This window comes from Alteromonas sp. MMG017, assembly GCF_018100795.1.
In the GTDB taxonomy this organism is placed as follows: domain Bacteria; phylum Pseudomonadota; class Gammaproteobacteria; order Enterobacterales; family Alteromonadaceae; genus Alteromonas.
The window spans coordinates 300296-317427 of record NZ_JAGJDY010000002.1 but is presented as its reverse complement, the minus strand read 5'-3'; the positions used below and the strand labels follow the sequence as shown (position 1 = coordinate 317427).

Sequence of the window (17132 nt, the reverse complement as noted above, 5' to 3'; positions counted from 1 at the left end):
CTTACTTTTCTCCCTCGTAAGGAAGAACTTTTAAGTCTGCTCGCATTTTAGTTGCGCCTGCTGCAACAACCTTTTCACCCAGCGTCAATGAACCACTTAGTACCGCGAAATCTTCATGAATATGTTCAACGGTTACACTGACTTTGTTTACCAACTTACTGCTTTCGTTATAAACCCAAACAGCAAAACCTGAAGCTTTATCGCCCACTAACGATTGCACTGGAACCACAACACCATCAGGGAATGGCGAGCCTTGTAAGCTTACTTTCACCACGGCACGTGCACCTGGCGTAAGGGGTAAATCTGAGCGTGGTTCCATAGCAAACACGACTTCATAGGTTTGCGACACAGGGTCAGGTTGGGTGCTGTGTTCTACATAGTTAACCGGGTACCACTGGGTTTCTTCTGTTGTTAACGATGCACTAGCTTGCTCTATTCCACGATTAAGGTTAGCGGTGAGTAGCCTTTCTGGCACATTAATATTGAAGTAAATTTTAGACACATCTTGTAAGCGAGCAATAGGTGTTCCCGCCGCTACAAAGCTATTATTTTCAACAAGACGCTGAGACACCTTGGCATCAAAAGGAGCATATAATTGGGTGTAACTTAAATCCTGCTTCGCCGTCTTTAGTTCTATTTCAGCTAATTCGTAGGTGGTTTTTGCAGTATCAAGGGTGCTTTGGGCAACCAGTTTCTGCGCATACATCTTTTCAATACGGTCTAATTCGCGTTTAGATTGTTCTAAGCGAGTGCGTTGTTCATCAACTCGGCGCTCAAAGGGCTGTCGGTCAATGGTGGCTAACAGCTTTCCTTCTTCAATATCGTTACCCGTCGTTAAATCGGTTTGTACCAACCGACCTGACACTTCAAAACTAAGATCTACCGTTTTCACCGCAGAAACCACTGCCGGAAAGGTAAATTCATCAAAGGCAGGAACAGTGCTCACCTCGGCAAGTTTCACATAGCGGGGGGCGATGGTTTTCTCTTGAGTGTCATTCTCTGTTGTACACCCAGCAAGGGTGAGAACAGACAAAGCAGTAAACGCAACAAGGTGACGAATTCGCGAAATGGGCATAAGAATTTTTCGATCCGTATTTGTGGTGAACACAGTATAGACGACTATATTCACCATAATTAAAGTAAACTGTGCGGTGCATTTTAAAGATCATCCATTGAAAAGTAAACTGCGCAGTGTAAAATGGTCGCATAATATTTTTAGACAGCAAAAACTATGACTAGTACTACACGTACCCGAAGCGATGTTAAGCGAGATGCCATTATTCAAGCGGCAAAGCAGGCATTTCAAGAGTTTGGCGTAAACGGAACCAGCATGGATAAACTGGCTGAGCTAGCGAACGTGTCTAAAAGAACAGTTTACAACCATTTCTCAGCGAAAGAAGAGTTGGTGATGCATCTCATTAAAGAGCAGTGGCAATCTGCCCTTGTTGATATAGGTGCACCCTATAACGCAGAAATATTAATCGCCGACCAACTCACAGACCTTATTATGGCCGACATAAACTTTATGAGCGATGATGAACACCTAGAGTTGGCCCGCGTTGCTATTGGTCACTTTTTTTATGAGCCCAACCGTTTAAAAGATGAAGTTGCTCAACTTCAAGCACAAGAAAAAGCCATATATCGGTGGTTAAAAGCCGCTAAAAAAGATAACCGTATGGATTTTGATGACATTGACCAAGTGGTTGAAGAGTTGGATAGCCTGGTAAAAGGGCAATGTTTTTGGCCTCAATTGTTTAAGCTAGAAGACCCTTTAACTGATGCCCGAAAGTTAGATATTGCTAAAAGTACGGCCGCACTTATTTTGTGTCGGTACGAGGTTAGCTCGCAACAACCTGCATAACTTTTCCCATCATTTAGAAATTACGTGAGTTGATTTAATAGCGTGTCATTGAACCAAGGTGTTAATAGTATAGTTTTTAAATTGCTCCCATAAAGCTTGTGCAACCGGGCCCAAATACTGTTTTTTATTTTTGATAATGTAATAATCGAAAGTTATTGAATTGTCGGTATCGCTTAGTTGTAATTGTACCAACTTGCCATTTTCTATACTTCTCTGAATGTGGTGTCCGGGTAATTTCCCCCAGCCCATGCCGCTTTCAATAAGCATCTTTTTTGTCGCGAAGTCATTAACGTACCAACATCGTTGCCCATCTTGTACACCCCAACTTTTATTCAGTGAACCTTTCCCTGAATCTTGCACCACGATTTGATACTCGTTAATTAACTCAGTACTTGTATGCAACCTAGGATGTCTTGCAATGAGTTGCGGTGATGCCACATTAACGAGTCGGCCTGAACTTAACATGTGCCTATCTATTTGATTGTTTTGTTGGAGATCTGGCGTTAACGGAGATAAACAAAAGGTGGCATTTTGCTGAAGTAGAGCTTCAAGTGCACCAGTTAAATATTCCTGTTTAAGGATCAATTGTGTATTAGGGAATTGCTTTTGTACATTGGCGAGTATCGGAACAATACCTTTTAAATTGTAAGTTGCCTCGGTTGCTAACGTTATACTGGTTTCGTTACCCGAAGCAATATTGTGAGCGATATTACGCAATGAGTTGGCTTCATCTAAAACCCGCAAAGTTTGTTGATATAGCACTTTCCCTTCGTCTGTTAAGGTTAACCGATAGGCTGACCGATTAAACAAAGTAATGCCCAACGTGGTTTCTAATTGCTTAATACTCTGACTAATTGCAGGTTGGGTTTTATGTAGCCTAACACTGGCTTTGCTGAGCGAGCCTAGTTCAGCTACAGATTGAAACATAGTTAATTGTTCAAGTTTCATGCTGGGTCCAAAACATAAACTTTAAGTTTATTAGTTATTAAAATACATTCAATATTATTTATTAATTTATTTGCTTAAGCTTTATGCAAGTTAATAGTAATTAACTATGAATTTTAATGGAGAAGGTCTTGAGCAAAGCAAAGAAAGTAGGAATGTGGGTGAGCTTAGGCTTAGCAAGTGCGGCGTTTGCATCTGCTGGTTTAGCAAAATTAGCCGGTGTAGAACAGATGCACATGTCGTTCGCAGCAATGGGGTTGCCGTTGTGGTTCGGCTATTTTATTGGGGCATGTGAAGTTGCCGGTGCCGTGGGGATATGGTTACGCCGAACCAGCATTTATGCGTGTGTCGGTTTGTTTATTATTATGCTTGGCGCTATTTATTTTCATGTTGTTTATGATGCTGTCGCGAATGTAATACCGGCTTTAATATTAGCGATACTGGTGAGTTATATTTTTGTGGTTCGCAATGGCGAATCTCATTCCAGCAAAAGCTAGACCTGCAGCGAATCGCTTAACACCTGTGGCCTATATTCCTTATGGTAGCGGTCCTATGCCACTATTGGGAGAGCCTAGGCATAGTGAGCTGATACGGTTTTTGAAAGAATAAACACTCTTTAAAAAGCGCGGTTGATAGTAATCAACCGCGCAGTCCACGTACTGCAAAATGAGCGGCGGTACTATTTATTTTCCATTCCAATCTCAGTATTAACATCCATATTTAACACCTGATTTTGTCTGAAAATCCGACTTTTTATCCAAGAAAACGGAATGGTTAAATCGAGTAGTATTAAATATAAACACGGCACTAATATCAGCGTTACCAGCGTAGCGTAAAGTACGGCAAAACCAAGAGCGGCCGCCATGGGCACCACGAACGCAGCTTGTAGGCTACTTTCAAACATAATAGGCAATACACCGGCGAAGGTAGTAATAGAAGTCAGTGTGATAGCCCTAAAGCGAGCACTTCCTGCTTCTGTTACTGCTTCTTTTACACTATAACCTTGTGCCCGGCGTTGATTGACAAAATCCGTCATAACGAGGGAATCATTTATTACTACACCTGCGGCGGCTATCAGGCCAAAAGTAGACATCATGCTTAAATCTAAACCGAGCCAGAAGTGACCCCATATAGCCCCAGTAAAGCTAAACGGAATAACCGACATGATGATAAGCGGTTGCCCATAACTTTTAAGCGGCACAGCCAAAAGGATATAAACCATAATCATTGCCGCTAAGAAAAACAATAATTGCTCACTTTGCTGCGCTTGTTGTTCTTCAATATCGCCGCCCAACTCAGTCATTACCGATGGGAACTCTTCTTGAAGTTGTGGAAGTAGTTTTTCGCGAATTTCTTCGACTACTTCGTTCGGCTCTACCGCTTCTTCGTCAATATTTCCCCACACATACACGCTGCGATAACCACCTTCACGGCGAATGTAACTAATTCCAGGTTTTTCTTCCAACAATACTACGTCGCCAAGTAAGACATCACGGCCTTGAGGTGTTTTAATAACGGTATATTTTAAATCAGCAAACCGCTCTCGGGTAAGTTCAGGGTATCGCACCATTACCTTCACTTCTTCGCCATTACGAATAACCCGTTGGGCTTCGCCGCCATAGAAGCTAGCCCCAACTTGAGAGGCGATGTCAGATAACGTTAAACCTAAATCATAGGCTACGGGCAGCATAACCAGTTGCACTTCTTTACTGGCAGGATCTATGGTTGAACTAACATCGAATAGGCCATCTTGCTGTTGCAGCATTTCAATAAACTTCAATCCTGCCGCGTTCAATGTATTGATATCTGAGCCAAATAAAAGATAGCCAAACTCGCCATCTTCGCCACCCCCATTAACATCATCGATGACAGTGAACGACTTCATACCAGGAATTTCAGGTATGGCTTCACGCCAGCGTCTTGCTAATTCAAAAGTATCAATAGGGCGCTTATCTTCGTGCACTAAAGGCGTAAGAATTTGCCCTTGGGTGCGTTCATTGTTAAAGGCAAGCCTGTCTCGAATCATACCGGTGCCAAACTCATCAATAACCTGCGCTTCAACATCTAAGATGGTTTTTTCTATGGTCTTTAACGCGCTAATGGTAGTTGCATCCGACACGTTTTCATTCATTTCGATGCGAACGCTAGGGAAGTCATGCGGTACTTTCGGGTTAGGCACCATACGAACGTAGTTCGCGTTGATTAGCCCAATGCTGATCATCAAAATACCAAAGAAGAGAAAAAACACCGCCCAACGCCATTTTAGCGCGCGCTCTACCGTCCGCTTATAAGGCCCGTTTACAAAGCCGTAGAATCGGGTATTAAACTTATCCCGCCAGCTTCCTTTTTTAATGGGAGTAAAGTGGGTATGGGCAATATGCGCCGGTAGTATTAGCTTTGATTCAACCAAGCTGAACGCTAAGCAAAAGATAACTACAATAGCGATATTGTAGAAGAAGGCTCCTTCAGGGCCGCTACTTAGCGTGAACGGGGCGAATACCGCAATGGTGGTCAACACACCGAATGTGGCTGGCGTAGCAACACGCTTTGCGCCGCGTACTACGTTATCAATACCACCGCCTTTGCTTTCTATTTCGGTATAGGCACTTTCCCCTATGACGATGGCATCGTCTACCACAATACCTAGCACCATAATGAAAGCGAATAGCGAAAGAATATTAATACTGATGCCAAATATAGGCATCAACATAACCGCGCCCAAGAAACACACAGGTAAGCCTACCATTACCCATAACGCCAGTTTAAAGCGTAAAAATAGGGTTAGCATCAAGGCCACAAGAATGGAGCCTTGAAACAGGTTTTTTAGCATCATGTCTAAGCGAGCATTCAAGTAGTAGGTCATATCTACTAGTATTTCTAAGCTCACTCCATCTGGGAGAGTTTTATTCCGTTGCTCAATATAGGCTTTTACGGTGTTCGCAACAGGAATAGTATTTTGAGATTTAGTTGCACTTACCGACATATAAATGGCATTTTTACCATTATATTTGAAGTAGCGTTCCCCTTCGGTAAAGCCATCTTTAATTGTCGCTATGTCACCTAAGGTAACTTTTGCACCCGCTGTGCCTATCTTCACGGGAATTTGGGCAAACTCAGCGCCGCTGTAATACTGGTTTTCTACTCGAACAGAAATGATTCCGGCGTTAGTACGTAGTTGCCCAGCCGATATATTCGTTGAATAGTTACTTATTGCCTGGCTAACATCGCCAATACTAAGACTGTATTTGCGCAGCATTTCCGGCTTTATTTCTATCGCTATTTCATCGTCAGGTGTCGATATTTCTACCAAGGAAACATTACCTAGTTGAAGTAACTCATCTTCAATATCTTTGGCAATAACTTTAAGTTCAGGAAGGGGCAAGTCGCCCACTAAAGGCATTTCAATAACGTCTTGTTGGAACTCAATTTGAGAGATATTTACCGGTTCCATACCGGCAGGGAAGGTGGCGATACCGTCAACTCTTAGTTTTACTTTATCAAGAACATCAGTGAGTTCTTCATCGGTATCAATTTCCAATGTCACTGTTCCTGAATCTCGAAAAGCACGGGCTACCGTTTTTTTAATTTCGGTTACGTCCTTCAACGACTCTTCTACTTTAACAAGGATACTTTCTTCTATTTCTTGGGGAGAAGCACCAGGATATTGTGCAGACACCGTAATGTAGTTAATTTCGATGTTAGGGAACATTTGGCGCTGAATGGTAAAGTAACTGGCCAAGCCCATTAAAATGATAAATATCATTAAAAGGTTGGCAGCCACTGCATTATTAGCAAACCACGCGATGATGCCGGTTTCAGAATTCGTTTTATTCATTGGCGGCGCTCCTATTCAGCGGTGTCGCTGTTTGCCACAATATCAGCGCTATTATCGATAATTTTTACTTCCATGCCATTTTGGGGGTATTCAGGTAAAGACATCACCACTTTGTTAGGGTTAAAAGTTCCTTGTATAAGAAAATCGCTGCCATCTTCACGAATAACCTGAATTTTTTGCGAGACCAACTTACTTTCGTCATTTATTGTCCAAAGCGTACGATTGGTGATTAACTCTTGAGGAACACGGTATACATCTTCTAACCTTTTGCCTTCAAAGTTAATTGTGGAATAGGTGCCGAATTTAACGATAGGCTTAGTTGCATTTAAAGCGTAAGGATCTTCAATTCTGGCCACAAAATGCGTCATGCGGGTAGCACTATCGATAACCCCCGTATCGCGGTGGATAGTGGCGGTAACTTGTGTTTTACTTAAATCATCTAGGGTAAGTATGGCTTTTTTGCCCAAGGTGTTTTCATCTAAAAATACGCGGTCGAAGCCTGCGATTGGGAAAGTGATTTCTGCCTGCTCAATATTATTGATCACCGCAGCGGTAGTGCCTTGGGTAACATAATCGCCGGTACTGATTTCTCTGGAAATAATGAGAGCATCATAAGGTGCAGTCACTTCGCAGTTATCTAAGTCTCGCTTGGCAATCTTAAGTTGGGCTTCTGCCGATTTAACCGATGCTTGTGCGCTCATCACCTGTGGCTTTCTAAGGTACAAGTCGGTGATGCGCGCATCGGGCATAGACTTAGCTTCTAATGCTGCTACATCCGCTTGTGCTTGTTCTTGAATTAATTGGGCTTGGGCACTGGAAAGGTTAGCTTGCGCAAGTAATAACGCCGCCTCGTAGGCATCCTTTTCTACCGAGAACAACAATTCACCGCGACGAACTAAACCGCCACTCACAAATTTAGGGTTCCAAGACTCGACTTCACCAGACACCTGAGCAGCAAGATTGGTACTTTCTAGCGGTTGCACTTCGCCGTAAGAAGATAATGTGATGACAGAACTTTCAACATCTATCTGCTCGATAGTGACGGTAGGACGAGTGTCTACCGCTTCTGTTATGGCTGAATCTGAGGCAGAGGCCTCAATGCCTTTCATTATAAAATAACTTACTACCAAGATGGCAACGGGAAGTATGAATTTCATCCATTTCATAGTCGGGTCTTTTTTGAAAAAATTAGCGGAGTGTAGTTTAACGCCAAATTGTGTCTAAGTTATTCATCAATTGTAACGAAACGTGAGTCAATAAATGTAAAGACTCAGAGTGAGGAATACCTGTACTTAAAAAGGATTTGGAAGGGGATCAACGTGAGTTGATGGTGCGCTAGCAGCTAGTTTTGCGTTTAAGCTCTGATGCGCTACACACTCTATTTCTGCCGTCATTTTTTGCTTGGTATAACGCCTGATCAGCTAAGTTTAACGCAGTAGTGAGGGTCATTGACGATGTAATTTCGCATACACCAAAACTTGATGTGACTCGATGAGACTTGCCATCAACCAGCATCGCTTTTGCGCTTAGATTTTCTCTTATTTGCTCGATAACCGTTTTAGCATCCTGCTCATCAGTTTCTGGGAAAATAAACAAAAACTCTTCGCCGCCCCATCGTGAGAGTCCATCCTGTACTCGTAATCGACGGCGAAAGGCATCTGCTACCTGTTTTAATACCTCATCACCGGCGTCATGCCCAAAGGTGTCATTGATAGACTTGAATCTATCAATATCAGCGAGCGCAATAGAAAACGGCTTTTTATTTCGCTGTAACCTGCTGAGTTCTTGCTCAAGCTGCTGCTGACCACCTCGGCGGTTTAGCAATGTTGTAAGGGGGTCATAGCGGGCTTGTCGTTCGAACTGTTCACTCAAATATAATGCGGTAGAATAACTGCGTTGGCGGCTGTATTCGTAAAAAGCAGACAGAAAAGAGATAGTGATAAATGAATAAATGAGTCGGGTCTTAAACTCGTAAGAGTATTCAGTAGCTAGCAACGCGTTATCAGGGGTAAATAATATAACAATAACTAAAGTGATAAACCCTGTCAGAGCAAAGAGTCCACGGCGAAAGCCAGTAAAAAACATGGTCACTGGAGGCACTGTAAAAATCCATAGGGGCCCAGTACCCGCATTGCCGCCAGTGATAACAAGTATGAGCATCAGAGACATCAGGCATACAATAATTACCATGGCAGAAATAATACTGCCTTGCTTGGCGCCTATCATAGATTGCATTTTATGTGAAATAGCAAAAAGAATACTGGCCGACAACAACACACAAGCGAGCAGAGTATCTTGTGCAAATAACGCTCTTAATCCCAAGAAAAAAGTTAACCCCATACCTACAGCTGAAAACATATTTACTACTCTGATCCGACGATTTACGTCATCAGATAACGAGTTATGAGTTCCAAATTCTATAAACTTTCTTATCGGGTTAAGCATAAGTGTTACTTTTGTACCGAACTAATATTGTTAGCTATATCTGTTGCTAGAGCATTAATAGCTTCTCGCATAACTTCAATACTGGCTGGGAAACCATCGGTTGAGAGAGGAAGTATATACTCAAAATCGTTAGCAGACTGTGAGTCATTGATATGCTTTATAATGTATTGCCCGCGCAGAATGATATCGCCTTGCCATGTAGCAATAAAGTCATCTATCTGTAGGGTTAAATAGTCATTGATATCTTTAGCATTCACATTATGGGTAACTAACATTACACCCTGGGTACGTAGCGCTGCTTTTAATGACTTGGTAATACCCTCATCAAGGGGCTCAGCCCAGAGATGCTCTGTCGCGATATGTAAACTCGTAGAGCTGGTTTGATAAACAAGGCCTCGTTGTTTTAAATAATCGGGTAGGACAATTTTGTTTATTAATAAACGATGTGGGGCAGATGCATACTGAGTCGCAGAAGGCGATGTTGTTGAATGAAGCAAGTAATATTGCAACGCACTGCCAGATGATGCACAGCCTATTAGCGAAGCGCCAACGAGTAAAGCAAGTATTAACCTTGTTCTATTCACAATGCTAATGAGCGCGTTCCTGTCATTAATAAAATTGTTCATTGTTATCCTATAGTACTTAAATACTACTTTGCTATTTACGAGCTTAACCATTCGCTAATTTCTTGCTTTTGGTTCAATACCAGAGCTATTGCTATCAGTAAAAATTAAACTATTCGGTGACTGATTTAGCTTCAATAATAAAGGCTGAAGATTACGCATGGTATCTTGCATCGTATCTACCGTTTCTTTAATTTCAGATTGGCTCAAACCACCTTCACTGTAATTCTTTAACAAGCTGTCCAAGCTTACCAATACTTGATTTAAATTAGTATTGAGCAGCTCGGTGTCGACATTTTCAATAAGCAAATCAAAGTCATCACTTGCCGTTTCAACAGATTGGGCTGCCAGCTTCATGTCTTCTACAGCCAATAGCACATTCGATACCATGTCACCCAACGGCAATTGATTTATCTTGTCTAAAATAGCATCTGCTTTTTGCGTAATCTGCGTAAACTCGTTAGACACGGTTGGAATAACTTCGTAACCATTCAGCACCGCTATCTCGTCACTGTCATCGGGTTTTGAGACATGTTGTAAGTCTACAAAAAGGCCGCCAGTGAGTACATTACCCATTCGAAGGGTGGCCCTTAAGTCTTTACGAAGCCAATTACGCATGGTTTGCTTAATGGCATTTAGGCCTTCTTCGGTGTCAGGTTGTCTCACCTTTCCAGGGTAGATATTAATGATGACGGGAATAGGATAATCACGTTCAAGTATGTTGCCTTCCACGGCAGGAAACGAGTTAATAGCCGTTACATTACCGATTTCAATGCCTCGGTATTCGACGGGAGCGCCGACGGTAAGCCCGCGAACACTTTCATCAACCAAAAGCACGTATTCAGCGGCAAGTTTGTAGCGGGCATTTGAGGCAGTAGCTATATCTCCGTAAATTGTGAAAAAGGCATTTTCAACAACACGTTCACCGATTTGAACCCCTTCAGGAACACCAAAGGTAATACCGTTGGCTAACAGAGTTTCTAAACTGCCTGTTTCCATTTTGACGCCGCTGGATTCAAGCTTAAGCTTTACCCCGCTCACATCCCAAAAACGCGTATTTTCGGTAATAAGCTTATGGTAAGGGGCTTCAATAAATGCATCGTAGTAGACCACACGCTCTTCAATATTAAACACCGCATCTTCAAACTCACCCACTTTGAAACCTTTATAAATGATGGGATCACCCGGTTTATAAGCAAATTCATCATCGCTTTGCAAAATCACATGTAACCCTGGGGTGCCGGCTGGTGTTACCGGAGGGCGTTCAAGGGCGATAAAATTAAGTTGTTCTTTACCGCTGTCATTCGCAGCCATGGCGATATAACTTCCAGAGAGTAAGGTGTTTAGGCCTGATACTTCTGAAAAACTAATCCGCGGGGCAACTACCCAAAAGTCACTTTTATCAGTAAGAAGGTGAGAGGCATTAGCATCGATACGAGCCGTAACTAGTACACCATCTAAGTCGGGCTTTAGCGTGATTTTTTTCACTTGCCCTACATCTAAATCCCGTACTTTTATGGGGGTTTTGTTAACTTCAATGCCAGTGGCAGATTGTAACTCTATGGTGATCAGAGGCCCCTGATTTTTCCATTGCTGATAAACCATCCAGCCACCAACCACTACCACTAATATGGGAATAATCCATATGCGAGAGATTGATTTTGTAGACGTAACTTTTGCCTCTTCTGTCATGGTAGTTGTTTCCAGTGCTGCCAAATAAGCCGTGAATCAAATGTCATAGCGGCTATCATCGTAGTGAAGACCACCGCACAAAACGCAAGCGCTGCGGGGCCAGGAAAAATAGAAAGGGTATTGCCCATCTGAATTAGTGCAACTAATACCGCGACCACAAAAACGTCAATCATTGACCAGCGGCCAATAGCTTCGGTTATGCGGTAATAGCGAATGCGTAATTGTGTAGATCCCGTTCGGCCAAGTTGAACACTTAAATTCAACCAACAAAGAATGATAATTTTGGCTACTGGCACCACTACGCTTGCCACTAAAATAATAATAGCGATGGGGTAAGAGCCCCCCTCCCACAGTGTAATCACGCCACCAATAATGGTATTTGGGGTTTCTTGACCAAAAAACTCAGTTCGCATAATGGGCAATACGTTCGCGGGGATATACAAAATAGTTGCGGTAAGCAGCAGTGCCCAAGTGCGTTGTATACTGCCACTGGCTTGTTTTTCTTCTAAAGGTTTTGGCGGTGGTAACTCGCCTTCGTGTAGCCACAATGCAAACCCTGTACTGTCAAAGTTAGACATTGATAGAGCCATAAATGCGGTGAAGCCAATAAACGCATAAAAAGACATACCAATAGCGACATCGGCTAGTTCGGTGACTTTTATCAAGCTAACTAATGTTCCCACTAAGAATATTTCGGCCATACTCCACGGTAGCAGGGCTCTCACCCAATAAAACATCCGCTTAATAAATGGCGTTCTCGCATTGTTTAAATGTGCTAACCCAAGGGTAATAAAACCTAAAAGCACCATGCCGGGTAAAATTAATGTCGCTAGGCCGGTAATAATGGCCAAGGATAAATAGTCGTTTTCCATTAACACGGAAAGACCACCGGGAAGATCGATACTATGCTTCTGACCACTTGATTTAAAAGTCAAAAAGTTAAAAGGTAGGGATAGGGCTAGAAAAACAAACGCACTTATTGAAAATGCCAAAAGCCGCTCGCTCGCATTTCTCTTAAATGTGAGCAAGGTATGATGGCATCGAGGACATATTGCTCGTTCCCGATGATTTAACTCTGGCAAAACAACGCGATGATGGCATTGTTCGCAAACGAGGGTTAACCTAGTACCTTCAGCCATAGGGGTAAAAAAACAAACGCCTTATTCTAAATGGAAACATTGAACTGTAGAACCGAGCTTTAGCGCTGGATTGTAAACCCAAACTATAAAAACGACGGTTAAACCGTTGAAATGTAATTGTTAACAGAATAGCGTATTCCACGGTTAGCGGGAAGCTTCGCTGATAATTACAACTAAAAATAATCACAATATAAGACATTACATGAGCATAATAATTCAAATCCAGCGCCGCCTAGGGGTGTTCAAGCGCATAATGAGGCGAGGCTTGTTAGCACGAGTTCCAAGGGTAGCGACGTTTTGGAAAAGCCTGAATTTGGCGCAGCGTTGTTATACTGCTGCAACCTTGGTATTTTTTAGTGCACTGTTCTTTGATGTTCAGGGGGTCTTCTTTAATGTCGTAATCGGTGTATTGGTGTCGATCGCCATTCTTTATGAATTCTGGCCAAGGTTCATGTTGGTATGGAATAGCTTGCCAGGCAAAGCCTTAATTCTTTTCATTTACGCCATAATTGCTAATTTTGCGTTGGCCTCGGCAAGTGGATTAGTTAATAGTGTTTCGGGGGTAAGCGCCGCATCACTACCGTACAGTCATAATTTTGCCATTATCCTCATGTTTCCTAGTTGGTTTTTCTTTACCACGCTATTAGCGCTAGTGTTTGCCCAATTGCTCATGCCGCTGTATTTACTCGTATTACTTTTGCTGAAGCCTTTTGGTGTTCATGGCTTGTGGCATGCGCCAGACTACCGGTTTGTGTTCACCACTGCTTTAGTTCGCTATGTATGGATGATAGTGGTGTTGATAATAATAGATGAGATGTCGATGGTGTCTGGGCCGATAAGCCTTTTCTCAGACACGCCCTCTGAGGTCGTGTCAACAAACTTAGAAGTAGGAGATAGAGGTGTAAATGTTGCCCAACTCGATAACGCAACAGCACTACCAGAAACTGCCTCGCCAGCTACAACGGAAGAAGAAAAAGAGACTAGCTTTGACCTTGCTGCCCAAGGTGCGAAGTTTAAACTTATGCAAAAGCAATTGCTGGCTGAGTTTATCTTTAAATATGAAAGTGATGAGTTTTCTCGTTGCGCTATTCCAGAAGGTACACGGATTGTGGAATTAAACGACTATGAAATTTTAACTATCAGGCCTTTGGAAAATGATGAGGTTGGCTATACCTATACGGTAGTACCGTGTCGTTCGCCGGCCATTGGTAATAGCGTTACGCCTTAGCCAGTCCTTAAATAGTCCTTAGCTATACCATTAGATAGGCTTTAATAGGCAAGCAGGGAACGATTCAACGCAAGACACGATGCATGCTTATAATAAAAAAGCCAGCACAAAGTGCTGGCTTTATATACACAAGATCAACCGCAATTTAGAAGCTAGCATTACCTGGTGTACGTGGGAATGGAATAACATCACGCACGTTTTGCATACCAGTAACATAAGCAACCAAACGCTCGAAACCCAGTCCGAAACCAGAGTGCGGTACGGTGCCATAACGGCGAAGGTCGCGATACCATGCATAGTCTTCTTTCGACAATTCCATTTCTTCCAAACGGGCGTCGAAAACATCAAGGCGTTCTTCACGCTGTGAACCACCAATAATCTCACCAATACCTGGTGCAAGTACGTCCATAGCGGCAACGGTTTTGCCATCGTCGTTAATACGCATATAGAATGCTTTAATATCCTTAGGATAGTTTTGCATAATAATAGGCGCGCCAACGTGTTCTTCGGCTAAATAGCGCTCGTGCTCTGAAGATAAATCAATTCCCCACTCAACAGGGAATTCAAATGTTTTGCCGCAGTTCTGTAGAATATCGATAGCGTCTGTGTAATCCATGCGAACAAAATCAGAACTCACTAACTTTTCTAAGCGTTCAACGGCATCTTTCTTGATGCGTTGCGCAAAGAAGTTCATGTCATCTGGCAGTTCTTCAAGCACGGCTTTACACACATATTTCAACATGTCTTCCGCTAACTGAGCTATATCGCTCAAATCAGCAAAGGCAACTTCCGGCTCAATCATCCAGAACTCAGCCAAATGGCGAGAGGTGTTTGAGTTTTCAGCGCGGAAAGTAGGTCCAAAGGTATAAACCTTAGACATGGCTGTGCAATAGGTTTCAACGTTCAACTGACCCGAAACGGTAAGGTAGGTTTCTTTACCGAAGAAATCTTCTGAGTAATCAACGTTACCTTTGTCGTCTAATGGCAGGTTCATCATATCTAATGTAGATACGCGGAACATTTCACCAGCGCCTTCTGTGTCGCTTGCCGTTAAAATTGGAGTAGATACCCAAAAATGGCCGCGCTCATGGAAGAAGCGATGTATAGCTTGTGATAGACAGTTACGCACACGGGTTACCGCACCAATTACATTAGTGCGAGGGCGCAGGTGAGCGTATTCTCTTAAGTACTCGATACTGTGACGCTTCGCTGACATTGGGTAAGTATCTGGGTTTTCTACCCAACCTAATACCTCAACCTCAGTGGCTTCAATTTCTACTGATTGGCCTTGGCCCTGAGAGGCTTTTACCACACCAGTCACTGATAGTGAGCAACTTGCTGTTAAACGCTGTACGTCAGCGTAATTTGACAGAGAACTCAGTGCCACCACTTGAATAGGGTCAAAGCAACTACCATCGTGTAGTGCTATAAAAGATAACCCAGCCTTAGAGTCGCGGCGTGTTCTTACCCAACCTTTAACGGTTACCGATTCGCCAACTGCGTACTTACCTTTAAGTACGTCGACAACGGGCGCATGCGTCATGTTAATTTCTCCGTCTCACTGATTTATGCTGTTTTGTGTCATTGTCCACAAGCAACAACAATGTGCATTTGCACTAATAATGGTTTTTACGTCAATCTTTTGGATTTTCTGCCGATAATTCAGCATGTTTTAGAATTTTCATCCTGAAAAAGCGAGATAGCACTTAGTCATTTCAAAAACGCGAGAGTGGCGTTTACGAGAAGACTAAAAATAAATACCGCTAATAACGCATAATCCAATAGCACGCTAGTATACTCAACCTAAAGCGGGATGCCAGAGAACAGAGTGACAAATGGGAAATAAATATAATCCGTACGGTGTCGAAGAGCGACGTTCAAGACCTAGAACCGAAACGAATTTCTTTCGCGTGATGCTGGCCCTCAATGTAATAGGGTGGTTAGCACTAGTAGTCACCTTGGTTCTATTTCACTTTGCTCGCCCCGATTTTATCAGCGGTGTTCAAGAATATTGGGGCATTGAAGGCGACACAGGATGGTCGGCTGAATATGTAAAAGCCATGCAAATCATGCTGCAAGTATGTTTGTTGGTAAGTTTGGTTAGTATTGTAATGCGCGCCCGCCGCAGCAGGCGGCAGGGTGATCAGTTTGGTTTTAATTTATTCGTATTGGCCAGCATCGCTGTTATTAGCCTTATTACGCTGGCCACTACCATGAGAGTCGCTACATAAAGGCGATGCTAATGAGCCAATAGGTGTAAATGGCATAAGCTGCCACAAATGCTCCGCCTTCTACTCGGTTTAAGCGCCCTTGGCGTTTGTAGCCTATGCAAAATATAAACAGTGCTACGGTTGCTGCCAACATCACGACCACATCGCGATATAAGAAGTCAGCACTTACGGTCATAGGCTGAATAGTACCTGCAATACCCACCACGGCTAATGTGTTAAACATGTTAGAGCCAATAACATTACCTAATGCTAAATCGTGTTCACCTTTTTTCACTGCAATAAGCGATGAAGCAAGTTCAGGTAACGAGGTTCCAATCGCAATAACGGTTAAGCCAATGATGGTATCGCTAACGCCAAAGTAGGTAGCCACTTCAACAGCGCCCCACACCAACATGCGAGAACTGGCTACTAGCAGTAATAGACCGGTAAGAAGCCATATTATATGGGTTTTGATTGTACCTTCAGATGCGTTTATTTCCTCGCTGTATTCATCGGCAAGTTTGTCTTTACTGCCTTGCATACCATGCCAAATACTCCACGAAATGAGCAGTACAAAAAGGCCAAGTAATGAAAAAGCATCATCCTTTGAAACCGATTGGTCTAGCACCTGCCATGAGGCGAAAAAGGTAATGCCCAGCAATACAGGAATTTCCTTTTTAATAATGTTCGATTTAACCGCTATAGGGCTGATAAGCGCGGTTAGTCCTAAAATAAGCAGTATGTTAGCGATGTTCGAGCCGTAGGCATTACCTAGCGCAATACCTGAGTTACCTTGAATGGCTGCGAAGATTGAGACAATGATTTCAGGTGCTGATGTTCCAAAACCAATAATGAGCATACCTATAAGAAGCGGAGACAACCCAAAGTGATTGGCGACGGATGCTGCGCCACCTACAAATTTCCCTGCACTCCATAGCAAAACCGGTAGCCCAATAAGAATGGCTAAACTGGCTAATAACATACAATCTCCTACTTGTTTTTCTGAAATCTGTTCGCAGTTTTTTTATAAAAAAGCTAAGTGAAAACGACAATTATCTTCGGCTATCGTCTTATTTTAGCTGAGCTTGAATCATCGCCTAGCGCTTTCTAACAAGCGACTGCGCTTCGCCACAAATAACCCTGCGAGATAGATT

The 17132-nt window shown here is 42.9% G+C and carries 14 protein-coding genes; 4 read left to right on the top strand and 10 right to left on the bottom strand.

Translation table 11 applies throughout. The annotated features are described in order from the left end of the window. Position 1: 1 nt before the first annotated feature. Positions 2 to 1075 carry an efflux RND transporter periplasmic adaptor subunit gene (locus J8L84_RS03805; RefSeq protein WP_211069524.1) on the bottom strand — a complete coding sequence of 358 codons (1074 nt, stop codon included), beginning with the start codon at positions 1073 to 1075 and terminating at the stop codon, positions 2 to 4. Between the two features lie 156 nt (positions 1076 to 1231). On the opposite strand from J8L84_RS03805, the gene J8L84_RS03800 reads away from it, so the two are divergent. Then, a complete protein-coding gene (locus tag J8L84_RS03800; protein WP_211069523.1) occupies positions 1232 to 1861 on the top strand; it encodes a TetR/AcrR family transcriptional regulator in 630 nt (209 codons plus the stop codon). A 45-nt stretch (positions 1862 to 1906) separates the two neighbouring features. On the opposite strand, the gene J8L84_RS03795 is transcribed toward J8L84_RS03800, so the two are convergent. Next, positions 1907 to 2809, bottom strand: a complete 903-nt coding sequence (locus J8L84_RS03795) for a LysR family transcriptional regulator (RefSeq protein ID WP_211069522.1) — start codon at positions 2807 to 2809, stop codon at positions 1907 to 1909. Between the two features lie 128 nt (positions 2810 to 2937). On the opposite strand from J8L84_RS03795, the gene J8L84_RS03790 reads away from it, so the two are divergent. Next, positions 2938 to 3303, top strand: coding sequence for a DoxX family protein (locus J8L84_RS03790; protein WP_247670546.1), 366 nt, complete (start codon positions 2938 to 2940; stop codon positions 3301 to 3303). Positions 3304 to 3485: 182 nt separating this feature from the next. Here the strand turns inward: J8L84_RS03790 and J8L84_RS03785 are convergent, their stop codons facing one another. The 6 genes from J8L84_RS03785 to J8L84_RS03760 form a co-directional block, all read right to left on the bottom strand. Next, on the bottom strand, positions 3486 to 6641 hold the full coding sequence (locus J8L84_RS03785) for an efflux RND transporter permease subunit (RefSeq protein ID WP_211069521.1): 3156 nt from the start codon (positions 6639 to 6641) through the stop codon (positions 3486 to 3488). A gap of 11 nt (positions 6642 to 6652) precedes the next feature. Next, complete coding sequence (locus J8L84_RS03780) at positions 6653 to 7807, bottom strand: efflux RND transporter periplasmic adaptor subunit (protein ID WP_211069520.1); 1155 nt, start codon at positions 7805 to 7807, stop codon at positions 6653 to 6655. A gap of 169 nt (positions 7808 to 7976) precedes the next feature. Further along, positions 7977 to 9086, bottom strand: coding sequence for a GGDEF domain-containing protein (locus J8L84_RS03775; RefSeq protein ID WP_211069519.1), 1110 nt, complete (start codon positions 9084 to 9086; stop codon positions 7977 to 7979). Positions 9087 to 9091: 5 nt separating this feature from the next. After that, entirely contained in the window at positions 9092 to 9712 is a 621-nt protein-coding gene (locus tag J8L84_RS03770) for an ABC-type transport auxiliary lipoprotein family protein (RefSeq protein ID WP_211069518.1), read from the bottom strand. Positions 9713 to 9766: 54 nt separating this feature from the next. Continuing rightward, entirely contained in the window at positions 9767 to 11401 is a 1635-nt protein-coding gene (pqiB, locus tag J8L84_RS03765; protein WP_211069517.1) for an intermembrane transport protein PqiB, read from the bottom strand. Further along, on the bottom strand, positions 11398 to 12393 hold the full coding sequence (locus J8L84_RS03760; protein WP_247670544.1) for a paraquat-inducible protein A: 996 nt from the start codon (positions 12391 to 12393) through the stop codon (positions 11398 to 11400). Before J8L84_RS03760 ends, pqiB begins: the two co-directional genes overlap by 4 nt. Positions 12394 to 12742: 349 nt before the next feature. Between J8L84_RS03760 and J8L84_RS03755 the strand changes: the two genes are divergently transcribed. Beyond that, a complete protein-coding gene (locus J8L84_RS03755) occupies positions 12743 to 13768 on the top strand; it encodes a hypothetical protein (protein ID WP_211069515.1) in 1026 nt (341 codons plus the stop codon). Between the two features lie 145 nt (positions 13769 to 13913). On the opposite strand, the gene asnS is transcribed toward J8L84_RS03755, so the two are convergent. Then, the gene (asnS, locus tag J8L84_RS03750) at positions 13914 to 15311 is read right to left on the bottom strand and encodes an asparagine--tRNA ligase (RefSeq protein ID WP_211069514.1); all 1398 of its coding nucleotides are present in this window, start codon (positions 15309 to 15311) and stop codon (positions 13914 to 13916) included. 292 nt (positions 15312 to 15603) lie between these two features. Here asnS and J8L84_RS03745 point away from each other — a divergent pair, with 292 nt between their 5' ends. Next, the gene (locus J8L84_RS03745) at positions 15604 to 15999 is read left to right on the top strand and encodes a hypothetical protein (RefSeq protein ID WP_211069513.1); all 396 of its coding nucleotides are present in this window, start codon (positions 15604 to 15606) and stop codon (positions 15997 to 15999) included. On the opposite strand, the gene J8L84_RS03740 is transcribed toward J8L84_RS03745, so the two are convergent. After that, positions 15992 to 16960 (bottom strand): calcium/sodium antiporter, encoded by a 969-nt coding sequence (locus tag J8L84_RS03740; protein WP_211069512.1) that lies wholly within the window; start codon positions 16958 to 16960, stop codon positions 15992 to 15994. The genes J8L84_RS03745 and J8L84_RS03740 overlap by 8 nt on opposite strands. Between the last annotated feature and the right edge of the window lie 172 nt (positions 16961 to 17132).